Raw genomic sequence first — 20,208 nt, forward strand, 5'->3', positions numbered from 1 at the left:
TGGTCTCCCCGATCACCTTGAGGTCGGTCAGCGCCGCGGGCGGAAAGTTCCGTACCATCAGGCCGCTCCCCTGCTCACCAACGATTTTTCCCCGGCTATGCCCATGACTTAACCATGAGAAAAGACAGTTATTTGACCAATTTGTCATAATTCGGACACGACAGAGAGGCAATGTTGAAGGTCACGGGGCCGGACAGGCGGATTTCCGCGACAGTCAGGGGGCGACATGGCAGCCACGGACAGGGCCATGCACATGGGCCGGCGCGAGACGCACGGGCAGGTCGACTTCCGGGCACTGGACCGGCGGGAACGCCTCTTCATGAGCCGGATGCCCGCCGAACTGGCGCTGGGCATGATCCTCGCCCTGGTCGGCGGATCGCTCACCCGCGTGCTGCCCGGCGACGTCGTCGCGGCCTACGACCCCTACCTGTACGGGCTGCTGGTCCTGGGCATGACGCGCGGCTCGCCACAGGCCGGATGGGCGGCCCTCAACGGCGCCCTGACCGTCGCGGGGCTCGCGGCCGGCCATTTCACCGCCCACGCCCTCGACCACTCCGAGAGCATGCTCAGCCACACCGGCGACTGGAAGGCCGCGCTGAGCGTCACACTGATCGCCTTCGGCCTGACCGGATATCTCAGCCGCCGGCCGGACACCACCGGCGACATCACCGTGGGGCTGCTCAGCGGCCTGCTGCTGTTCACCCTGGTCGCCCAGCGGGCGGCGAGCCCGTCCCCGGACGTCCTCCCGGCCGCCGGATCATGGGCGCTCCTCACCCCGCTGGTCCTCGGCCTGTCGATGCCGTTCCTGCTGCGCCCGACCACCGGGGCGCGCGCCCGCACCACCCTCACCGCCCTCACCTGCGTCGCCGCCTCCAGCGCGGCCCTCCTCCTGCCGCCCCTCCTCTAGAACGCCGAGACTGGAACGCCGAGACTGGCCAGGGCGCCGAGGCCCCCGGCCGGGCGCCGCCATGCCCACGACCGTCGAAGGAACATCCACCGTCATGTCCCTCACCTGGAACACCCGGCCCGAGACCGAGCGCGACATCCCCGCGATCCGCGAGGTCACCCTCGGCGCCTTCCCCACCCCTTTGGAGGCCGACCTCGTCGAGGCGCTGCGCGCCGACCCGGCATGGCTGCCGGAGCTGTCCGTCGTCGCCACGTCCGCCGACGGCACCGTCGCCGGCTACGCGCTGCTCACCCGCTGCCACGTCGGCGACGTCCCGGCCCTGGCCCTGGGGCCCTGCGCCGTCCTGCCGCGCCACCAGCGGCAGGGGGCGGGCTCGGCCGCGATCCGCGCCGGACTCGGAGCCGCCCGGGACATGGGCGAGAACCTCGTCCTGGTCCTCGGACACCCCGAGTACTACCCGCGGTTCGGCTTCACGCGGGCCTCGTCGTACGGGATCCACCCGTCCTTCGAGGTCCCCGACGAGGCCATGATGGCGCTCGTGTTCGACGACACCGTCCCGGTGCCCGGCGGCACCATCGTCTACCCGGCGCCGTTCGGCGTCTGAGCCGACGGGCCCGCCCGGGCGGGGCCCGTCCCGGCAGCGGGACCGCCTACCGCGCGAGGGCGCGGCTGATCACCACGCGCTGGACCTGGTTGGTGCCCTCGACGATCTGCAGGACCTTCGCCTCCCGCATGTAGCGCTCGACCGGGAAGTCCTCGACGTAGCCGTAGCCGCCGAGAACCTGGACGGCGTCGGTGGTGACCTTCATGCACATGTCGGTGGCGAACAGCTTGGCCATGGCGGCCTGGGTGCCGTACGGCCGGCCCGCGTCGCGCAGGCGGGCGGCGTCGAGGTAGAGGGCACGGGCGGCGGCGATCTGGGTGGCCATGTCGGCGAGCATGAAGCCGACCCCCTGGAAGTCGGCGATGCGGGAGCCGAACTGGCGGCGCTCCTTGGCGTAGCCGGTGGCGGCGTCGAGGGCCGCCTGGGCCACGCCGACGGCGCAGGCGGCGATGCCGAGCCTGCCGCCGTCCAGGGCGGCCATGGCGATGCGGAAGCCCTCCCCCTCCGCGCCCAGCAGCGCGTCGGAGGCGAGCCGTACCGAGTCGAACCGGACCTGGGCGGTCGGCGAGGACCTCATCCCCATCTTCCGCTCGGGCACGCCGTACGACAGCCCCTCCGTCCCGGCGGGAACGTGGAAGCAGGAGATGCCCCGCCCGCCGTCGTCGGAGGTGCGGGCCATCAGGGTGTAGAAGTCGGCGACGCCGCCGTGGGTGATCCAGGCCTTGACCCCGTCGACGACGTAGCCGTCGGCGTCGGGCACCGCGCGGGTGGTCAGGGCGGCGGCGTCGGACCCGGAGTGGGGCTCCGACAGGCAGTAGGCGCCCAGCCACTCGCCGCCGAGCATCTCCGGCAGCAGCGCGGCGCGCTGCGCGTCCGTGCCGTAGGCGGCCACCGGGAAGCAGGACAGGGTATGCACCGACAGGCCGAGACCGACCGCCAGCCAGCCAGCCGCGAGCTCCTCGATCACCTGGAGATAGACCTCGTACGGCTGCGCGGCGCCACCGTGCTCCTCGGGGTAGGGCAGTCCGAGCAGCCCGGCCCGGCCCAGGGTGGTGAACACCTCGCGGGGGAAGCGGCCCGCGGACTCGTCGGCCGACGCCCGGGGCGCCACCTCCTTGGCGATCAGCTCACGGACCAGCTCCAGCAGGTCGTGGGCCTCGGTGGTGGGCATCACACGCTCAACGGTCATTTCCGCACACTCCAGGTCATGGACGTGGACGACAAAAGGGGTGACCGGGGTCACCGGCCACCCCGATTGTGGCACTTGTTACACGATGACGAGTCCGCGAGGCCGGTGGTTGACCCGCTCGCCACCCTCCTCGGTGCAGACGAGGATGTCCTCGATACGGGCTCCGTGCGCTCCGCGCAGGTAGATGCCCGGCTCGACGGAGAAGGCGAAGCCCGGCGCCAGCGGCTCGGTGTTGCCCGCGACGATGTAGGGCTCCTCGTGGGTCTCCAGGCCGATTCCGTGGCCGGTGCGGTGGATGAAGTGCTCGCCGTAGCCCTCGGCGGCGATCACCTCGCGCGCCGCGGCGTCGATCGACTCGCACGACGCGCCGGGCCGTACGGCGGCGCAGGCGGCTTCCTGGGCGCGCTGGAGCACGTCGTAGTACTTCACGAAATCGGCGGGGGGCTCCCCGACGGAGTAGACCCGGGTGGAGTCGGAGCAGTAGCCGCTGGGCATCTGGCCGCCGATGTCGACCACGACCGGCTCGCCCGCCTGGATGACCCGGTCGGACAGCTCGTGGTGCGGGCTGGCGCCGTTGGGCCCGGAGCCGACGATGACGAAGTCGACCGTCGAATGCCCGGCCGCGATGATCGCCTCGGCGATGTCCCTGCCGACCTCGCGCTCGGTCCGGCCCGCCCGCAGGAATCCGGGCACCTGGGCGTGCACGGCGTCGATCGCGGCGCCCGCCTCGCGCAGTGCGGCCACCTCCGCCGCGCTCTTGCGCATGCGCAGCCCGCGCAGGACGGTCCCGGCGAGCACCTGCTCCGCTCCGGGGATCGCGTCACGGAAGCGCAGCGACTGCATCGCCCACATGCGGTCGGCCAGACCGACCTTGCCCACCGCGCCCAGCCGCGCGCCGACGACCGCATAGGGGTCGTCGGTCTCGTCCCAGGGCACGAATTCGATGCCGAGTCTCGACGCCGGGGAGTGCTCGGCGGCGGGCAGCTCCAGGCGGGGCACCATCAGGAAGGCCTCGCCCTCGGCCGGCAGCACCAGGCAGGTGAGCCGCTCCAGCGGCAACGCCTCGTAGCCGGTCACGTAGCGGAGGTCGGGGCTCGGCGTCAGCAGCAACGCGCCGAGTCCGGCCGCGGCGGTCGCCTCCCGTGCGGCGGCCAGGCGGGCAACGGGATACAGGTCAGAGGACTCCATTGTCACACCGACCAATCTAATCGTGGACGGATCCGGATCACACCCGGCCCCGGGGGACGCGAGAAAGTCCGGGAAAAACCACCGGCACGGCGACGACGTCACTACACTCCGTTGAAGGACGATCACATTTTGTCGACAGGATGTCCGTAAGGCCCCACATTCCGAGAGCGAGCTACATGGTCGGCGTAGTGGGCGGCCACCAGCCACCCCTCCCCCCACGAAACGACCTCGTGACCGGTTCCGCCCCGCTGACCGCGGCAGAGATGGTGCAGCGGTTGCGCGGAGAGCTGGACGAGCACATGGCCGTGGAACGACAACTCCTCACCGCACGGCTGGCGCACGCCGAGCGGATGGGCAACCTGGGCTGGGCCGAATGGAACCTCCATACCGGAGAGTCCGTCTGGTCCGATCGCGCCTACGCCATCTTCGGCCGCGATCCCGGCGAGGGGCCCATCCACCTGCGCGACCTGGTCGCCTACGTCGAGGCCGTGGACCAGGCCGACCTGGACCGGCTGCTGCGGGCCGTCGTGCACGGCGCCGAGTCCGGGCAGGCCGAGTTCCGCATCCGCCGCCAAGGAGAGGTCCGCAACCTGCGCGCGGCCCTCGAACCCGTCGCGACCGGCGGGCGCACCGCCGTGCACGGGGTGATCCAGGACATCACCGGCCGGCGCCGGGCCGAGCGGATCATGTCGGAGTCCCGGCGCCAGCTCCTGGAGGTCCGCGAGCAGGCCGCCGAGGAACGGCACCTCAGCGTGGCCCTGCGGGACGCGATCATGCCCGACCTCGGGGCCGCCGTCGAGCTGCCCCACGCGCGGATCGAGGTCCGCTACGTCCCGGCGGGCATGCGGGCGGGCCTCGGCGGCGACTGGTACGACGCCAGCCCCCTGCCCGACGGCCGGGTGCTGCTGACCATCGGCGACGTGTCCGGGCACGGCCTGCCCGCGATCGCCCAGATGGCCCGGCTGCGGCACTCGCTGATCGGGCTGGCGATGACCGGCGAGCCGGCGGACAAGCTGCTGAACTGGCTCAACACGCTGGTGATGCACCGGCTGGCGGAGACCACCGCGACCGCGGTGATCGGCCATCTCGACCCCTCCACCCGCGTGTTCACCTGGAGTCAGGCCGGCCACCCCGCGCCGATCCTGATCCGTGACGGGGTGGCCGTCCAGCTCGATCCGCCCGCCGGAGTGCTGCTCGGCGCCACGCTCACCGTGCCGTACGAACCGGCCAGCGTGAAGCTGCTGGAGGGAGACCTGCTGCTGCTGTTCACCGACGGGCTGGTCGAGCGGCGCTCCCGTGACATCGACGAGGGGCTCGCGCTGGCCCTGGCGGCGGCGGCGGACCTCACCGGAGACGACCTGGAGGCCGGGCTGGACCGGCTGATCCAGGCGGTCGGCGGCCCGAACCCCGAAGACGACACGTGCGTGCTGGCGATCGGCGTGCTTGGTTAAATGGTCGCCATGCCCGGCCTGATGCTTCTCGACACCCCATCCCTCTACTTCCGCGCCTTCTACGGGGTGCCGGAGTCGATGACCGCCCCTGACGGCATGCCGGTCAACGCGGTCCGCGGCCTGATCGACATGATCGCCATGCTGGTCCGGCAGCACTCCCCCGGAGAGCTGGTCGCCTGTATGGACGCCGACTGGCGTCCGGCCTTCCGCGTGGCGGCGATCCCGACCTACAAGGCGCACCGGGTCGCCTCGGGCGACGTCGAGGAGGTCCCCGACACGCTCGCCCCGCAGGTGCCCGTGATCGAGCAGGTGCTCGACGCGGTGGGCATCGCCCGCCTCGGCGTGCCCGGCTACGAGGCCGACGACGTGATGGGCACGCTCGCCGTCAGGGCCAAGAGGCAGGTGGACATCGTCACCGGCGACCGGGACATGTTCCAGCTCGTGGACGACGCCCAGCCCATCCGCGTCCTCTACACCGCCAGGGGGGTCAAGAACCTCGACCTCGTCGACGAGGCCGCCGTCGCCGCCCGGTACGGCGTCCCCGGCCGCTCCTACGCCGACTTCGCCACCCTGCGCGGCGACCCGAGCGACGGCCTGCCGGGCGTGCCCGGGGTCGGCGACAAGACCGCGGCCGCGCTGATCACCCGGTTCGGTTCGCTGGAGGCGCTGCTCCGGGCCGTGGACGAGGGCGGCGACCTGACCGCGGGCCAGCGCGCCAAGCTGAGCGCGGCCCGCGACTACCTCCGGGTCGCCCCCGCGGTGGTCCAGGTCGCCCGTGACGTGCCGATCCCGGAGCTGGATCCCGCCCTCCCCGTCCGGGCGCGCGATCCGCAGGCGCTCGCGGCCCTGGTCGAGCGCTACGGCCTGGGCGGCCCCATGGGCCGCCTGTCGGAGGCCCTCTCTCCGGCCTCGTCCGCCTGACCCGCTTGTCCGGCCGCATACGGGGAAGACGTAGTACTTCGGCACCCGCGCGCGGAGGATGACGGGATGGACAGATCGATCGCGTCCGAACACGCTCACCGCTCCGGCGGCCTGTTCACGGCGGTCCGCCGGGGCATCCGGTGAGGTCGCCATGACGGGTGACGGTAGGTTGATGCCCGTGCCTCACAAGAGCATCCGGGTGCCCGGAGAGTCCCATCCGCGGCTCGACGACGGTTTCGAACGGATCCGCCGGGAGCTGAAGCTGCCGGAGGAGTTCCCCCAGGCCGTGACCGACGAGGCCGAGTGGGTTGCCGAGGTGCCCGCGCTGCCCGCGCTGGACAGGACCGACCTGCCGTTGATCACCGTCGACCCGCCCGGCGCCATGGACCTGGACCAGGCCATGCACCTGGAGGAGCGTCCCGGCGGCTACCGCGTCTGGTACGCCATCGCCGACGTCGCGGCGTTCGTACGGCCCGGCGGTGCGATCGACGCCGAGGCCCGCAGCCGCGGCGAGACCGTCTACATGCCCGACGGCCGGGTGCCGCTGCATCCGGCGATCCTGTCGGAGGGCGCCGCCAGCCTGCTGCCCGGGGTGACCAGGCCGGCCGCGCTGTGGTGCGTCGACCTGGACGCCGGCGGCCAGATCGTCGGCGCCGACGTGACCCGGGCGCTGGTGCGGAGCCGGGAGCGCCTCGACTACGACTACGTGCAGGCGGCGGTGGACACCGGCACCGCCGATGGCACATTGCGGCTGCTGGCCGAGATCGGCCGGCTCCGGCTCGCCCTGGAGCGGGCCCGGGGCGGGGTCACCCTGCCCACCCCCGAGCAGGAGGTCGTCCCCGACGGGGACGGCTACCGGGTGGAGCTGCGCGCCGCGCTTGAGGCCGAGGCCTGGAACGCGCAGATCTCGCTGCTGACCGGGATGGCCGCCGCCTCGATGATGCTGGACGCCGAGATCGGCCTGCTGCGGGTGCTGCCGCCCGCCCCCGCCGAGAAGGTCGCCCAGGTCCGGCGGGTGGCCGCCGCGCTCGGCGTGCCGTGGCCGGAGGGCGCCCCCTACGGTGACGTCGTGCACGGGCTCGACCCGAAGATCCCCGAGCAGGCCGCGTTCCTGGAGGAGTCCACGGTGCTGCTGCGCGGGGCCGGATACGTGGCCTTCAACGGCGAGCCGCCCGTCCAGGCGGACCACGCCGCGGTGGCCGCGCCGTACGCGCACGTGACCGCGCCGCTGCGCCGGCTCATCGACCGCTACGCCACCGAGATCTGCCTGTCGATCGCGGCGGGCGAGCCGGTGCCCGAGGAGATCCAGAAGGCGATGGGCGATCTGCCCGGCATCATGCACACGACCGGGCGGCGCGCGAACGCCGTCGAGCGGGCCTGCGTGGACCTGGTGGAGGCGTTCGTGCTGCGCGAGCGGGTGGGCCAGGCGTTCGACGCGGTGGTGATCGACGTGGACGGGAGCCACTCGTGGGGGCAGGTGCAGGTCACCGATCCCGCGGTGGTGGCCCGCTGCGACGGCGAGGGGCTCGTGCTGGGCGACGCGGTCCAGGTACGGCTGACGCGCGCCGACCCCGCCACCCGAGAGGTCCGCTTCAGCCTGGCCTGAGCGGCTCCTGAGACGTGGAGAGGCCGCGCCCGGGGGGCTCGGGCACGGCCTCAGCCGCGGGGGGAACGGCCTTACTTCTTCAGGCTCCAGCCTGCGCCGACACCCGCCAGGTGCAGCGCGACGGCGAGCAGACCCGCGAGGGCGAGCGTGGTGACGGTCACGACGCTGCCGACGGCCACGCCTGCGATCTGGAAGATCAGCGCGAGGACGAACAGTAATGCTGCGGCGAGGGCGAACATTCCTACCTCCCTGGGCAGGGGTCCAAAGGGTTCGCCATAGGGATTTCCACCGCGATCACCTGGGAAACAGCCCTTGAGGTTACGTTGCGCGCACCGGCCGTCACGAGGTATTGACCGGGCGGTCAGTTAACCGCCGGGCCCCGACGGCCCGGGAGCCGAGACGGCCGGGGGCCGCCGTCCCCACGTGAAAGCCCGGGACGGCGGACCTCGGGCGGAAAGAGCGGGACCATCTCCCCCGGGCAAGGGAGGCGGGGACGGCGGACGCCCAGGCGGAAAAGGGCGGGACCACCGGCCCCGGACGAGAGAGGTGGCAACGGCGGACGCTCAGGCGGAAAAGGGCGGGACCGTCAGCCTCAGGCAAGGGCGGCGGGAACGGCGGACGCCCAGGCGGAAAGAGCGGGACCACCGGCCCCGGACGAGAGAGGTGGGGACGGTGGGCGCTCAGGTGAGGGAGGAGTAGGCCACCACCCCGCGCCGGAGCGCGTCCATCGCCTTGCCGGTGTTCTGCTTGACCTTGCTGCTCTTGGGAGCGGCGTCGGAGATCTGGCCGAGCAGGTCGAGCAGCTGCTTGATCCAGCGGACGAAGTCGCCGGCGGCCAGCTCGGCCCCGTTGACCCCGTCCCTCAGCACGGCGTCCAGGTTCTGGCCCTTGGCCCAGCGGAAGGCCGCCCAGGCGAACCCGAAGTCGGGCTCCCTGATGAAGGACAGTCCGTGGTCGCCCTCGATCGACTCCAGCTCCCCCCAGAGCCTGACCATGTCCCCCAGCGCCTTCTGCACCCCGCCCGCCGGGATCCTCGGCTGGCGGGCGTCGTCGGCCTGCCTGGACTCGAAGACCAGCGAGGACACGACGGCGGCCAGCTCGGCCGGGTCCAGCTCCTCCCAGAGCCCGGCGCGCAGGCACTCGGCGGTGAGCAGGTCCAGCTCGGTGTAGAGCTGGGCCAGGCGGCGCCCCTCGGCGGTGACGCTCTCGCCCTCCAGGTAGCCGAGCTGGTCGAGCACTCCGCAGACCTTGTCGAAGGTGCGGGCGATGACGTGGGAGCGGCCCTCGACCCGGCGGCGCAGTCCCTCGGTCTCGCGCAGCAGCTTGTAGTAGCGCTCGGCCCAGCGGGCGTGGTCCTCGCGCTCGTCACAGCCGTGGCAGGGGTGCTGGCGGATCGCCTTGCGCAGGCGGTTGATCTCGTCGTCCTCGGCCGCGTGGTCGCGTGCCCTGGCCGGCTTGCCGAAGTCGCGGTCGCCGATCTTGGCGTGGACGGAGGCGACCAGGTTGGCCCGCTCCTTCGGCGAGCGCGCGTTGAAGTTCTTCGGGATGCGCAGATGCTCGACCGGCTCCACCGGGACCGGGAAGTCGGCCGGCGACAGCTTCTTGACCTGCTTGCCGATGGTCAGCACCAGCGGTGCGGGGCCCTCTCCCCGGGAGTTGAGACCGGGGTCGAGGACGACCGCCAGACCGGCGCGGCGCCCGCCCGGGACACGGATGATGTCACCCGGCTTGAGCGCCTCCAGCGAGCGCAGCGCCTGCGCCCTGCGGGCCGCGCCGCGCTGGCGTGACAGCTCGGCCTCCCGGTCGGACAGCGCCCTGCGCATCGCGGCGTACTCCTCGAAGTCGCCCAGGTGGCAGGTCATCGCCTCGCGGTAGCCCTCCAGGGCCTCCTCGGCGCGGCGCACCTGCTTGGCGATGCCCACCACGGCCCGGTCGGCCTGGAACTGAGCGAAAGAGGACTCCAGGAGGGTCCTGGCGCGCTCCCTGCCCACCTGGCCGACCAGGTTGACCGCCATGTTGTAGGAGGGGCGGAAGCTGGAGCGCAGCGGGTAGGTGCGGGTGCTGGCCAGTCCCGCGACCTGCAGCGGGTCCATGCCCGGCTGCCACTGGACGACCGCGTGGCCCTCCACGTCGATGCCCCGCCGCCCGGCCCGGCCGGTGAGCTGGGTGTATTCGCCGGGCGTGAGGTCGGCGTGGGTCTCGCCGTTCCACTTGTCGAGCTTCTCGATCACCACGGAGCGGGCGGGCATGTTGATGCCCAGCGCCAGGGTCTCGGTGGCGAACACGGCCTTGACCAGGTTGCGGGTGAACAGTTCCTCGACGACCTCCTTGAAGGCCGGGAGCATGCCCGCGTGGTGGGCGGCGAGGCCGCGCTCAAGGCCGTCGCGCCATTCGAGGTAGCCCAGCACGGCCAGGTCCTCGTCGGGCAGGTGCGCGGTGCGCTCGTCGACGATCTGCCGGATCTGGTGGCGTTCGGCGTCGGTGGTGAGCCGGATGCCGGCGTGCAGGCACTGTATGACGGCCGCGTCGCAGCCGGCGCGGGAGAAGATGAAGGTGATCGCCGGGAGCAGGCCGTCGGCGTCGAGGCGCTCGATGGCCGACGCCCGGTCGGGCGGGGCGGCCCTGCGCGGGCGGGAGTAGCCGCGGCGGCCCCTGCCGTACGACTGGCGTTCCTCGTCCTTGGCGATCCGCATCAGGTGGGGGTTGACCTGCGGCCGCCGGCCGTCCTCGTCCGCCACGAACAGGTCGTACAGGCGGTTGCCGGCGAGCATGTGCTGCCAGAGCGGGACCGGGCGGTGCTCGTCGACGATGACGCTGGTGTCGCCGCGGACCTCGCCCATCCACTCGCCGAACTCCTCGGCGTTGCTGACCGTGGCCGAGAGGGCGACCAGCCGCACCGACTCGGGCAGGTGGATGATCACTTCTTCCCAGACCGCGCCGCGGAACCGGTCGGCCAGGTAGTGCACCTCGTCCATGACGACGAAGCCGAGGCCCGCCAGGGTGCCGGAGCCGGCGTAGAGCATGTTGCGCAGGACCTCGGTCGTCATGATGACGATCGGGGCGTCGCCGTTGATGCTGTTGTCGCCGGTGAGCAGGCCGACGCCGGCCGCCCCGTACCGTCTGACCAGGTCGTTGTACTTCTGGTTGGACAGCGCCTTGATCGGGGTGGTGTAGAAGCACTTGCGGCCCTGCTCCAGCGCGAGGTGGACCGCGAACTCACCCACGACGGTCTTGCCGGATCCGGTCGGGGCGGCTACGAGGACTCCGTCGCCCGCCTCCAGCGCCCGGCAGGCGTCCAGCTGGAAGTCATCCAGGTCGAAGTCGTAAAGACCGCGGAACGAGGTCAGCGCCGGCCCGCTGTCAGCCTGGCTCTGACGGAAAGCAGCGTAACGTTCCGCTGGGGTCGTCATACTCTCCACCCTACCGATATCGGGATTCCGGTCCGTCCCCGAGTGCTCAGCCCGTCAGGTGACCGCGGAGGAGGCGATCCGGGCCGGGGAGGCCGGCGGCCGGCGATCGGAGTCCGCGCCGCGGGCGTCGGCGTGGGGCCGTCTAGACGAGCACGCGCAGCGATCCCGGGACGATCTCGCAGATGAGCGGGGCGGGCCCGACCCGCTCACCGTCGGCGTAGACGATCGCGCCGGGGGCCTCCAGGGTGACCCGGCGGGCGCGGCGCATGGTGACGGCCGGGTGACCCTGGTGGGAGCCCTTGTAGACGCGGGGGAAGGCGCGCAGGAACTCTCCCCTGGGCATCGCCCCGAGGATCGTCACGTCCAGCAGGCCGTCGTCGGGCAGGGCGTCCGGGCAGACCCGCATCCCGGCGCCGTAGGAGCGGGTGTTGCCGACCGCGACCAGCATGGCCTCGCGCTCGATCACCTCTCCGTCGAGGTCCAGCCGGAACGGGATCGGCCGGAAGGAGCGGAGCTCCTCGGCCAGCGCGAGCAGGTACTTCGCCATGCCGGGCGGCCAGGACATCCGGTTGGCCCGCTCGTTGACGCGGGAGTCGAAGCCGCAGGAGACCACCCCGGCGAACCACTCGTCCTTGCCGACCCTGGCGGCGTCGATCGTGCGGACCTCGGCCCTGAGCACGACGTCGGCGGCGGCGAGGGTGTCCTTCTTCGGCAGGCCGAGCGCGTCGGCGATGTCGTTGCCGGTCCCGGCGGGGATGATGCCCAGCGGGACGTCGGTCCCGGCGACTGCCTGGACCGCCAGATGGACCAGGCCGTCCCCGCCGAAGGCCACCAGCGCCTCGGGGCCCTCGGCGACCGCCGTGCAGGCGCGTTCCAGGGCGTCGTCCGCCGACTCCCCGACGATGACCGAGACTTCGGAACCCCCCTGCCGGAGCCTGTTGAGCACCGGAGCGAGCAGGCCCCGCGAGCGGCCGCCACGGGCGAGGGGGTTGACGAGAACAGCGATCTCTCCGGGCACAGACCGGAATTTATCGCCTATTTGATCGGATCAGTATCCGTCGTGTTCAAATCGAGAGGAGAAAGATCCTCCGCGAGAGGGGACGCCTCGTCATCCGACAGATGGGAGAAGTCCTCGCCCTTCGGCGCTCGCCGCTCCCGTAGATACATGAACCCCTCGGCGAGGGCGAACAGCACGACCATGGGGATGGCCAGCGCGATCATCGAGAAGGGGTCGGTGCTCGGGGTGGCGAGCGCGGCGAAGAGGAACATGATGAAGATGACCATGCGGCGGTGCTTGGCCACCGTCGCGCGCGGCAGGACGCCGATCACGTTCAGGAACACCATCAGCAGCGGCAGCTCGAAGGAGACACCGAAGATGATGAGCATCACCAGCGCGTAGCTCAGGTAGTCGTCCATCTCCAGCAGCGGGATCGCGTTGTTGGGCGCGAAGCCGAGCAGGATCGCCAGGCCGGTGTCCATGATGAAGTAGGCCAGCGCGGCGCCCGCCAGGAACAGCGGGATCGCCAGGGCGAGGAACGAGATCGAGTAGCGCTTCTCGTTGCGGTACAGGCCCGGGGTCACGAAGGCCCAGATCTGGTACAGCCACACCGGCGAGGAGAGCACCATCGCGAACATCGCCGCGACCTTCAGGTTGACGAAGAAGGCCTCGAAGACCCCGCGGATGGCGAAGGTGCACTCGCCCTCCCGCAGCAGGTGCGAGACGGGCAGGCTGCAGTAGGGCTCGGTGATGAAGGTCCAGATGGGGTCGAAGAAGACGAAACCCACGACGATGCCCACCACCATGGCGAGCAGGACGATCACCAACCGGTTGCGCAGCTCACGGAGATGCTCCATGAGCGGCATGCGCCCCTCGGCCGAATCGGTGGACACCGACCCGTTCTGGCCCGGCTTGGGCCATTTCAGCAGCGCCATTCGCGAATCCCGGTCCGAGAGGTGAAGTGATCAGAGGCGGACTGAAGCCTACTGAGGCTTCGGAGCGCCTGCCTGAGCGCGCAGCCTGGCGGCCTGCTCCTCCAGGACACGGGCCTGCTCCTCCGCCGACGGCGCGGGTGCCGCCGTGGTGAGCGGCTGCGGGGCCGGAGCCGCGGGCTGGGGCTGCGCCTGGACGACCGTGGCCGTCGGGGCGTCGGCATCGTCGTCATCGCGGAGCTTGGAGGTCTCCGCCTTGAAAATGCGCAGCGACCGGCCCAGTCCTCGAGCGGCATCCGGCAGTTTCTTGGCACCGAACAGCAGCACCAGGATCAACCCGATGATGATCAGCTCAGTGGGTCCCAGGTTGGGCATGACACATCCTTAAGCCGAGCGACATGCAATCTCTGATCCCGATCGTACGCTCCCCGGGGCACAGACTCATCCCTTCGGAACCCGTATTGTCCCGACCTGCCCCCTGAACAGGGTGTGTGCCGGCTCCAGCCGCCGCCGGGTCCTGTCCACCTCCCTGCCCAGCTCCCGGGCCGCCAGCAGCACGCGGACCCCCAGGAAACCGAGGACGACCAGTCCGGTGGTGGCCAGCGCGACCGCGGCGAAGATCCAGCTCATGTCGTGAGATCTTAACCTGGACGTCAGGAAACCGACTCGTAACGATTCAGCGCCGACGTCGCGGCCTCCCGCACGCTCGCCGCCAGCGAGTCCGGGGAGAGCACCCGCCCGGTGTCGCCCAGGCGCAGCGCCAGCCGTACCAGCCAGCCCTGGTCGCGTGCCCGCAGCGCCACCCGAAGGCGGCCCTCGCCGAGCTCCTCCACCTGCTCGCACGGGTAGTACTCGGCGACCCAGCGGCCCGCCGGGGTCAGCTCCAGCTCCACCAGCTCGTCCGTCGGAGAGGGCCGGAACACCCCGGAGGTGACCTCGTCGGGCACCGCACCGGCGGGCGGATCGGCAGCCACGTCGAGCACCTCGACGGTGAGCATCCGGTCCAGCCGGAACAGCCGCACCGCCTCGGCCCGGTAGCACCAGCCCGACAGGTAGGAGCGGCCGTCCACCACGACCAGGCGCATCGGGTCGACCTCCCGCGGGGTCACCTCGTCGCGGCCCGGCACGTAGTAGCGCAGCGACAGCCGCCTGCCGCGCCGCAGCGCCTCGTTCACCGTGGGCAGCGCGTCGGGCGTGGCGTCCACCTCGACCGCGACCTGGCTGCTGACCGCGGCCGCGCCCTCCACCGAGGCCTGCTCGAACTTGGCGATGACCCGGGCCAGCGCGTCGCGCTCGCCGAACTCGGGCATCTCGGCGAGCATCCGCAGGGCCACCAGCAGCGCGCTGGCCTCGTCGACGCCCAGCCGCAACGGGCGGGCGATGGTGTCGGCGTTGTCGATGACGATCTCGCCGCCGTCCCACGACACGTCGATCAGGTCGCCGGGGGTGTGGCCGGGCAGCCCGCACATCCACACCAGTTGCAGGTCGTCGATGAGCTGCTTCTCGCTGAGCCCGAAGATCTTCGCCACCTCGGGCACCTGCGCCCCGGGATGCGACATCAGGTAGGGCACCAGCGCCAGCAGCCTGGGCAACCGGTCAGCCGTGCTCATGCTCCGCTCCACTCCGCGTCCGCGACGCCCCGCTCGCTCACTCGCCACTTCCCCGCGAGGCCCGGCCCCCGACCGGCCTCCGTTTCCCCGCCCGTCACGCCAGGACCCCCTTCAGCCGGCAGATCACGGCGTCGCGGGCGTCCGGCGGCCCGACCACCTCGGCGTCGGCCGCGAAGCCGACGACCCATCCGGCCAGCCGCCCGGTGTCGGTGAAGTCGACGTCCAGCTCGTCCCACCCGCCGGCTCCGGGCCGTACGGCCCTGGCCACCTGGCGCAGCCCCTGGCAGGTGCCCTCGCGGACCCGGATGAGGGCGGTGCGCTCCTGAACCGGCTCGTCGCGGTAGCCGACCATCGACTTGATGTCGACGCCCTCGGGCACCACCACCGTCCCGGGGCGGCCCACCGGGGTGACCGGGCCGCTGATCCGGCTGAGCCGGAACGCCCGGGCCGCGTCACGGTCGCGGTCGTGGCCGACCACGTACCACCGGCCGCGGCGGCTGACCACGCCCCACGGCTCCACCGTGCGGGTCAGCACGCTCTCGCTGGCCGCCGCCCGGTAGGCGAAGCGGACCACGCGCCGGTCGCGCACGGCCTCCCAGAGCGCGGGGAAGGCCGGGTCCTGGGTGTCGACCCGCAGCTCCAGCGCGCTGCCGAGCATCCCGCCCGCCTCGTCGGTCTCCACTCCCCCGGCGCGCAGCTTCAGCAGCGCCCCGCTGGCGGCCTCGGCCAGGCTGGCCCGCTGCCACACCTGGGCCGCCAGGCCCACCACGGCCGCCTCGTCGGGCTCCAGGGTGATCTCGGGCAGCTCGTAGGCCTGCGGGACGATCCGGTAGCCCGGATCCTCCTCCCACGGGTCCTTGTGGACCTCGATCGGGATGCCGATCTCCCGCAGCTCGTTCTTGTCACGCTCGAACATCCGCTGGAAGGCCTCGTCGTTGGCGGCGTCGTAGCCGGGCACCGCCTGGCGGATGTGCTCGGCGCTGAGCGGCCGCCGCGTGGCCAGCAGGCAGATCACAAGGTTCAGCAACCGCTCGGTCTTCCGGCGCGACATCCGGCCTCCCTCCCTGTTCAAGTGACTCTACGTCCAGGTGACGCTACTCTTCCCCGCGTGATCAGATGGCGCAGGGGCGAGGTCGTACGGATCCGGCGCGAGTGGCCGGGGGCGGTGGAACTCGACGTCACCACCGAGGACGGCAGCGCGCGTGCGCTGGCCTATCCCGCCCTGGTGGGACGTCCGGAGCCCGGTGACGTGGTGCTGCTCAACACGACCGCGCTCGCGATGGGTCTCGGTACGGGAGGTTACGCCATGGTGGTGGCGCTCCCCGACCGTTTACCAGAAGATCCGCAAGGCCCCGGACACCTGGTGAAGGCACGCTACACCCCCTTGCAGACCACCGTGCTCGGCGCCGACGAGCAGGACTCCCCCTTCCACGAGGCGCTGCGCGAGGCCGACTCCCTGGACGGCATGCCGGTGATCGTCGCCGACCTGCACTCGGCGCTGCCGGCGATCCTCTGCGGCCTGTACGGCTCGCGCCCCCCGGGGCCGCCGGCCGGGGAGGCGGAGGCGGGGATCCCCCGGGTCGCCTACGTGATGCTCGACGGCGGGGCGCTGCCCGCCTGGTTCTCCATGTCGTGCGCCCAGCTCAGGGAGGCCGGCTGGCTGGGCGGGGTGGTCACGGTGGGCCAGGCCTTCGGCGGCGACGTGGAGGCCGTGACACCGCACACGGGCCTGCTGGCGGCCCGGCACGTCCTCGGCGCCGACGTGGCGATCGTCACCCAGGGGCCGGGCAACCTGGGCACCGGCACCCGGTGGGGCTTCTCCGGCGTCTCGGCCGGCGAGGCGGTCAACGCCGTCGCCGTCCTGGGAGGACGCCCGGTCGCGGCGCTGCGGGTCAGCGAGGGCGACCGGCGCGAGCGCCACATCGGCGTCTCCCACCACTCACTGACCGCCTACGGCCGGGTCGCCCTGGCCCCGGCCCAGGTCGTCGTGCCGGAGCTGCAGGGCGAGTTCGGCAGGCGGGTGGCCGAGCAGTCCGAGCCGCTGGCCGCCCGTCACGAGCTGGTGACGGTGGCCGTGGACGGGCTCCACGAGGCGCTCCGGGGCTCCCCGGTGCGGCTGTCGACGATGGGCCGGACCCTGGACGAGGACCTGGCCTACTTCCTGGCCTCGGCCGCCGCAGGCCGCCACGCGGCCTCGCTGCTGTCGTAGAAGTCCTTGAAGGTGAAGGCCTGCGGGGTGGAGCCTTCCGCCTTGAGCAGTTCCAGGCGCTCCATCCCCTCCTCCAGTGCCGGGATGTATCCCTCCGGGACCCACCACATCACCGTGTACGGCTCCGCCGAGCGCAGGAACCACTCCCTGCGCCGCTGCATGACGCCCAGGTGCGCGCTGCGGTAGACGAAGTCCCACAGCGCGTCGCGCGACTCCCAGAGCGAGAAGTTGATCACCAGGTGGTCGCCGTAGTCGTGCTCGACGACGTCTTCGGGGCCGTCGCCCGCGAGCCGCCACACGAAGCCGGGGGCCTCGTCGGCGAGGCGGTTGACGGGGTCGAGTGCCGCGACGAAGTCGGCGAGCTCGGGCGAGTCCTTGGGCGCGCGCATGTGGGCGATGTTGAGCTGGGCCAGGTGCATGACGGCCATCAGACCATTCCGGATCTCTCTAAGTCAATTCTTATTGTTTTTAGAGATGCTCCCTGGAGAAGGCGACGCAGCACTCCCCCGGCCGCGGATCCAGCCGGGCCGTCACGCCCTCCTCCCCGAGCCCTTCGAGCATGCCCTGGCAGAGCGCGAGGTTCATCGAGCAGACCAGCAGCGGATGCTCCTCGGCGAGCAGGTGGAAGGGGCAGTTGCGCAGTCGCAGCCGGCCGTCCTCCTCATACGGCTCGTAGCCGCGCCGCCGCAGCACCTCGCCGAGGTCCTCCCCCGGCGCGGCCAGCCCGGCCCCGGCGCGCCGCGCCACCCGCTCGGCCTGCTCGTCCCCGCCGAGCAGGTCCACCACCTCGGCCAGCGCCATCGCCAGCGTCCGGTAGTCCCTGGCCGGGACGTTGACCTGCCACTCCCCCGGCGCCCGGCGGTAGACCTTCGCCGGACGGCCGCTGCCCGGCCCGGTCTTGTCCGTCAGCCGCTTGAACCCCGACTCCAGCAGCCCGACCTCGACCAGTTTGTCCAGGTGGAACGCGGCCAGGGTCCGCTGCACCCCCACCGCCTCCGCGGCCTCGTTGCGCCCCACCTCGTGCCCCCGGGAGACGACGTAGTCGTAGACGGCCCGCCGTACCGGATCATGCAGGGCCGCCACCGTGCCGAGGTCATCGCTGCTCACAGCCGGAGTCTAGGGCGAGCGGCGGCGTCCGCGGGTCAGTAGGCGGCGAGGACGTCGACGACGAAGACGAGGGTGTCGGTGGGCTTGATCAGCGGCGGCAGGCCCTTCCCGTAGCCGAGTCCCGGCGGGACGACCACGGCGACACGGCTGCCGACCGGGACGCCGACCAGGGCCTTGTCCCAGCCGGGGATGACGCTGCCGTTGCCGATCTGGAAGGCCTTGGGCTGCCCGGCCTCCCAGGTGGAGTCGGCGGCGGCTCCGCTGCCCCAGATCCTGCTCTCGTACTGGGTGACCAGGAGCTGGCCCGCCCGGGTCCTGGGACCGCCGCCCTGGATGAGGACCTTGCTCTGCAGCCGCACGGGAGGCCGCTCACGCGGCAGGGTGAGGGCCGGGCGCTCGCCGGGGCCGCCGGCGACCTTCACCCCGGCGAGGGTGCCGCCACCGCCCGTGCCCCTGGCGGTGGCGTCCGGCGGGAAGGCGCCCAGGACGTCGACCACGTAGAACAGCTCGTCGCCGGCGGTCAGCCCGCCGGGCGGGTTGGGGCCGTAGCCCTCTCCGGGCGGGATGGCCGCGACGACACGGCTGCCGACCCTGTGCCCCCGCAGGGCCTTGCCCACGCCGGAGATGGAGTGCTTCAGCGGGAAGGAGGCGGGAGCGCCCTGGTTGAAGCTGGAGGCCAGCAACCGGTTGTCCTCGCCGTCCCACACGTGCGCTGTGTAGTGGGCCACGACCAGGTCGTCACCCTTGATCACGCTCCCGGTGCCGACCATCTGCTCGCGGACCCGCAGGTCGCCGGCGGGCTCGCCGTCCGGGAAGACGACCTTCGGCTTCACGCCGAAGTCTCCGAGAACCTCTATCTCCGGCCCGGCCCGGCCACCGGGAGAGGTGCAGGCGGCGACCAGCACAAGCGAGAACGCGGCGAGCAATGGCGGGATGCGCATGCGACTCCCTAGGCCGGGGGGTGCGCCAACCCTAACGCCCTATTGGGAGAGTTGTCAGTAACAGGCGGAGCCCGGCCACGCGTCCGCGTGGCCGGGCTCCGTGAGGTCCGCGGATCCGCCCGGGGTCGCCCGGGGTCCGTCCGGGCCCGTCAGTAGGCGGCGACGACGTCCACGAGGAAGACCAGGGTGTCGGTCCCCTTGATCTTGTCACCGGAGCCCTGCTTGCCGTAGCCGAGGTCCGGCGGGATGCTCAGCAGCACCCGGCTGCCGACCGGGACGCCGACCAGACCCTGGTCCCAGCCCTTGATGACCTTGCCGGTGCCGATCTGGAACATGATCGGCTCCGCGCCGCGCGCCCAGCTGCTGTCGAACTCGAGGTCCGAGCCCCAGATCTTCCCGGCGTACTGGACCAGGATCGACTGGCCGGACTTGACCTCCGGCCCGGTGCCCTTGATCACCGTCTTGACGACGAGCTCCTTGGGCGCCTTCTCCTTGGTCTTGGTGGTCAGCTTGGGCGCGGCGTCGCCGCCGGGGTTCTCCACCTTGACGCCCTTGACGCCCGGGTCGGCCGCCGTGCCCTGGGCCGCCTTGCCCTCGGGGACGCCGACGACGTCGACCACGAAGACCTGCGACTGGCCCGCGGGCGCCTGCGCCTGCTGCTCGGCGGGCAACGCGTCCTTGCCGACGACGGACAGGAACCGGCCGCCCCCCTTGGTCTCGGCGAAGCCCTTGCGCAGGATCGCCGGGACCTGCTCGTTCATCGTGATGAGCTGCGGGCCGCCCTCGTCGTAGGTCGAGCCGGCCAGCTTGTTCTCCTTGCCGTCCCAGGTGTAGACGGTGAAGTTGGCCACCACGCTGCCGCCCTCCTTGGCGGCGGCACCGACGGTGCCGGGCGTGATGACCTGGTAGGAGGAGGTCTCGACGACCTTGGCGGGGAAGGCCACAGTGGGCTTCGCGTTCGCCGCGCCCGTCACCTTCAGCGCCGGAACCGCACCGGCGGGGCTGCTGGAGGCAGTACCGGAGGCGGTTCCGGCACCCCCTCCGGAGCCGCAGGCTGCGGCGAACAACAAAGGCACTGAGGCCAGTACGGCCAGGCTGCGGCGGCGCATAGATATCCCTCTAGCAGACGTCAGGTT

Annotated in this window: 20 protein-coding genes; 6 read left to right on the plus strand and 14 right to left on the minus strand. The window is 71.9% G+C overall.

Annotated elements, in window-relative coordinates; genetic code table 11:
* Positions 1–226: 226 nt before the first annotated feature.
* Together SROS_RS28180 and SROS_RS28185 are read left to right on the plus strand one after the other, a co-directional pair.
* A complete protein-coding gene (locus SROS_RS28180; protein WP_012892318.1) occupies positions 227–907 on the plus strand; it encodes a hypothetical protein in 681 nt (226 codons plus the stop codon).
* Between the two features lie 94 nt (positions 908–1,001).
* Positions 1,002–1,511 (plus strand): GNAT family N-acetyltransferase, encoded by a 510-nt coding sequence (locus SROS_RS28185; protein ID WP_012892319.1) that lies wholly within the window; start codon positions 1,002–1,004, stop codon positions 1,509–1,511.
* A 46-nt stretch (positions 1,512–1,557) separates the two neighbouring features.
* Here SROS_RS28185 and SROS_RS28190 read toward each other — a convergent pair whose 3' ends face one another.
* Both SROS_RS28190 and SROS_RS28195 read right to left on the minus strand, forming a co-directional pair.
* Positions 1,558–2,700, minus strand: coding sequence for an acyl-CoA dehydrogenase family protein (locus SROS_RS28190; RefSeq protein ID WP_012892320.1), 1,143 nt, complete (start codon positions 2,698–2,700; stop codon positions 1,558–1,560).
* A 78-nt stretch (positions 2,701–2,778) separates the two neighbouring features.
* A complete protein-coding gene (locus tag SROS_RS28195) occupies positions 2,779–3,888 on the minus strand; it encodes a M24 family metallopeptidase (protein ID WP_012892321.1) in 1,110 nt (369 codons plus the stop codon).
* 230 nt (positions 3,889–4,118) lie between these two features.
* Between SROS_RS28195 and SROS_RS28200 the strand changes: the two genes are divergently transcribed.
* From SROS_RS28200 to SROS_RS28210, 3 genes are all read left to right on the plus strand, one after another.
* The gene (locus SROS_RS28200; protein ID WP_245564305.1) at positions 4,119–5,339 is read left to right on the plus strand and encodes a PP2C family protein-serine/threonine phosphatase; all 1,221 of its coding nucleotides are present in this window, start codon (positions 4,119–4,121) and stop codon (positions 5,337–5,339) included.
* A gap of 9 nt (positions 5,340–5,348) precedes the next feature.
* A complete protein-coding gene (locus SROS_RS28205; protein WP_148269228.1) occupies positions 5,349–6,260 on the plus strand; it encodes a 5'-3' exonuclease in 912 nt (303 codons plus the stop codon).
* A 172-nt stretch (positions 6,261–6,432) separates the two neighbouring features.
* Positions 6,433–7,866, plus strand: a complete 1,434-nt coding sequence (locus SROS_RS28210; RefSeq protein ID WP_148269229.1) for an RNB domain-containing ribonuclease — start codon at positions 6,433–6,435, stop codon at positions 7,864–7,866.
* A gap of 71 nt (positions 7,867–7,937) precedes the next feature.
* On the opposite strand, the gene SROS_RS51235 is transcribed toward SROS_RS28210, so the two are convergent.
* The 8 genes from SROS_RS51235 to SROS_RS51245 form a co-directional block, all read right to left on the minus strand.
* A complete protein-coding gene (locus tag SROS_RS51235) occupies positions 7,938–8,105 on the minus strand; it encodes a hypothetical protein (RefSeq protein WP_012892325.1) in 168 nt (55 codons plus the stop codon).
* 441 nt (positions 8,106–8,546) lie between these two features.
* Positions 8,547–11,276: a DEAD/DEAH box helicase gene (locus tag SROS_RS28215; protein ID WP_012892326.1), complete on the minus strand. Its 2,730-nt coding sequence runs from the start codon at positions 11,274–11,276 to the stop codon at positions 8,547–8,549.
* 142 nt (positions 11,277–11,418) lie between these two features.
* Complete coding sequence (locus tag SROS_RS28220) at positions 11,419–12,294, minus strand: diacylglycerol kinase (RefSeq protein ID WP_012892327.1); 876 nt, start codon at positions 12,292–12,294, stop codon at positions 11,419–11,421.
* A gap of 17 nt (positions 12,295–12,311) precedes the next feature.
* On the minus strand, positions 12,312–13,208 hold the full coding sequence (tatC, locus tag SROS_RS28225) for a twin-arginine translocase subunit TatC (protein ID WP_012892328.1): 897 nt from the start codon (positions 13,206–13,208) through the stop codon (positions 12,312–12,314).
* A 48-nt stretch (positions 13,209–13,256) separates the two neighbouring features.
* Positions 13,257–13,580, minus strand: a complete 324-nt coding sequence (gene tatA, locus SROS_RS28230) for a Sec-independent protein translocase subunit TatA (protein WP_012892329.1) — start codon at positions 13,578–13,580, stop codon at positions 13,257–13,259.
* Positions 13,581–13,646: 66 nt separating this feature from the next.
* Positions 13,647–13,835 (minus strand): hypothetical protein, encoded by a 189-nt coding sequence (locus tag SROS_RS28235; protein ID WP_012892330.1) that lies wholly within the window; start codon positions 13,833–13,835, stop codon positions 13,647–13,649.
* 23 nt (positions 13,836–13,858) lie between these two features.
* Complete coding sequence (locus SROS_RS51240; protein WP_012892331.1) at positions 13,859–14,815, minus strand: helix-turn-helix transcriptional regulator; 957 nt, start codon at positions 14,813–14,815, stop codon at positions 13,859–13,861.
* A gap of 94 nt (positions 14,816–14,909) precedes the next feature.
* Positions 14,910–15,866, minus strand: coding sequence for a helix-turn-helix transcriptional regulator (locus SROS_RS51245; RefSeq protein ID WP_012892332.1), 957 nt, complete (start codon positions 15,864–15,866; stop codon positions 14,910–14,912).
* Positions 15,867–15,923: 57 nt separating this feature from the next.
* Between SROS_RS51245 and SROS_RS28250 the strand changes: the two genes are divergently transcribed.
* Positions 15,924–17,024, plus strand: a complete 1,101-nt coding sequence (locus tag SROS_RS28250) for a DUF3866 family protein (protein WP_012892333.1) — start codon at positions 15,924–15,926, stop codon at positions 17,022–17,024.
* On the opposite strand, the gene SROS_RS28255 is transcribed toward SROS_RS28250, so the two are convergent.
* The 4 genes from SROS_RS28255 to SROS_RS28270 form a co-directional block, all read right to left on the minus strand.
* On the minus strand, positions 16,970–17,452 hold the full coding sequence (locus tag SROS_RS28255) for a DUF3291 domain-containing protein (protein ID WP_012892334.1): 483 nt from the start codon (positions 17,450–17,452) through the stop codon (positions 16,970–16,972). The genes SROS_RS28250 and SROS_RS28255 overlap by 55 nt on opposite strands.
* A gap of 40 nt (positions 17,453–17,492) precedes the next feature.
* On the minus strand, positions 17,493–18,131 hold the full coding sequence (locus tag SROS_RS28260; protein WP_012892335.1) for a helix-turn-helix transcriptional regulator: 639 nt from the start codon (positions 18,129–18,131) through the stop codon (positions 17,493–17,495).
* A 35-nt stretch (positions 18,132–18,166) separates the two neighbouring features.
* Positions 18,167–19,072 (minus strand): FKBP-type peptidyl-prolyl cis-trans isomerase, encoded by a 906-nt coding sequence (locus SROS_RS28265; RefSeq protein WP_012892336.1) that lies wholly within the window; start codon positions 19,070–19,072, stop codon positions 18,167–18,169.
* 149 nt (positions 19,073–19,221) lie between these two features.
* Positions 19,222–20,046 carry an FKBP-type peptidyl-prolyl cis-trans isomerase gene (locus tag SROS_RS28270; RefSeq protein WP_148269231.1) on the minus strand — a complete coding sequence of 275 codons (825 nt, stop codon included), beginning with the start codon at positions 20,044–20,046 and terminating at the stop codon, positions 19,222–19,224.
* Positions 20,047–20,208: the final 162 nt, after the last annotated feature.

Origin of the sequence: Streptosporangium roseum DSM 43021 (genome assembly GCF_000024865.1) — a bacterium.
GTDB classification, from domain to species: domain Bacteria; phylum Actinomycetota; class Actinomycetes; order Streptosporangiales; family Streptosporangiaceae; genus Streptosporangium; species Streptosporangium roseum.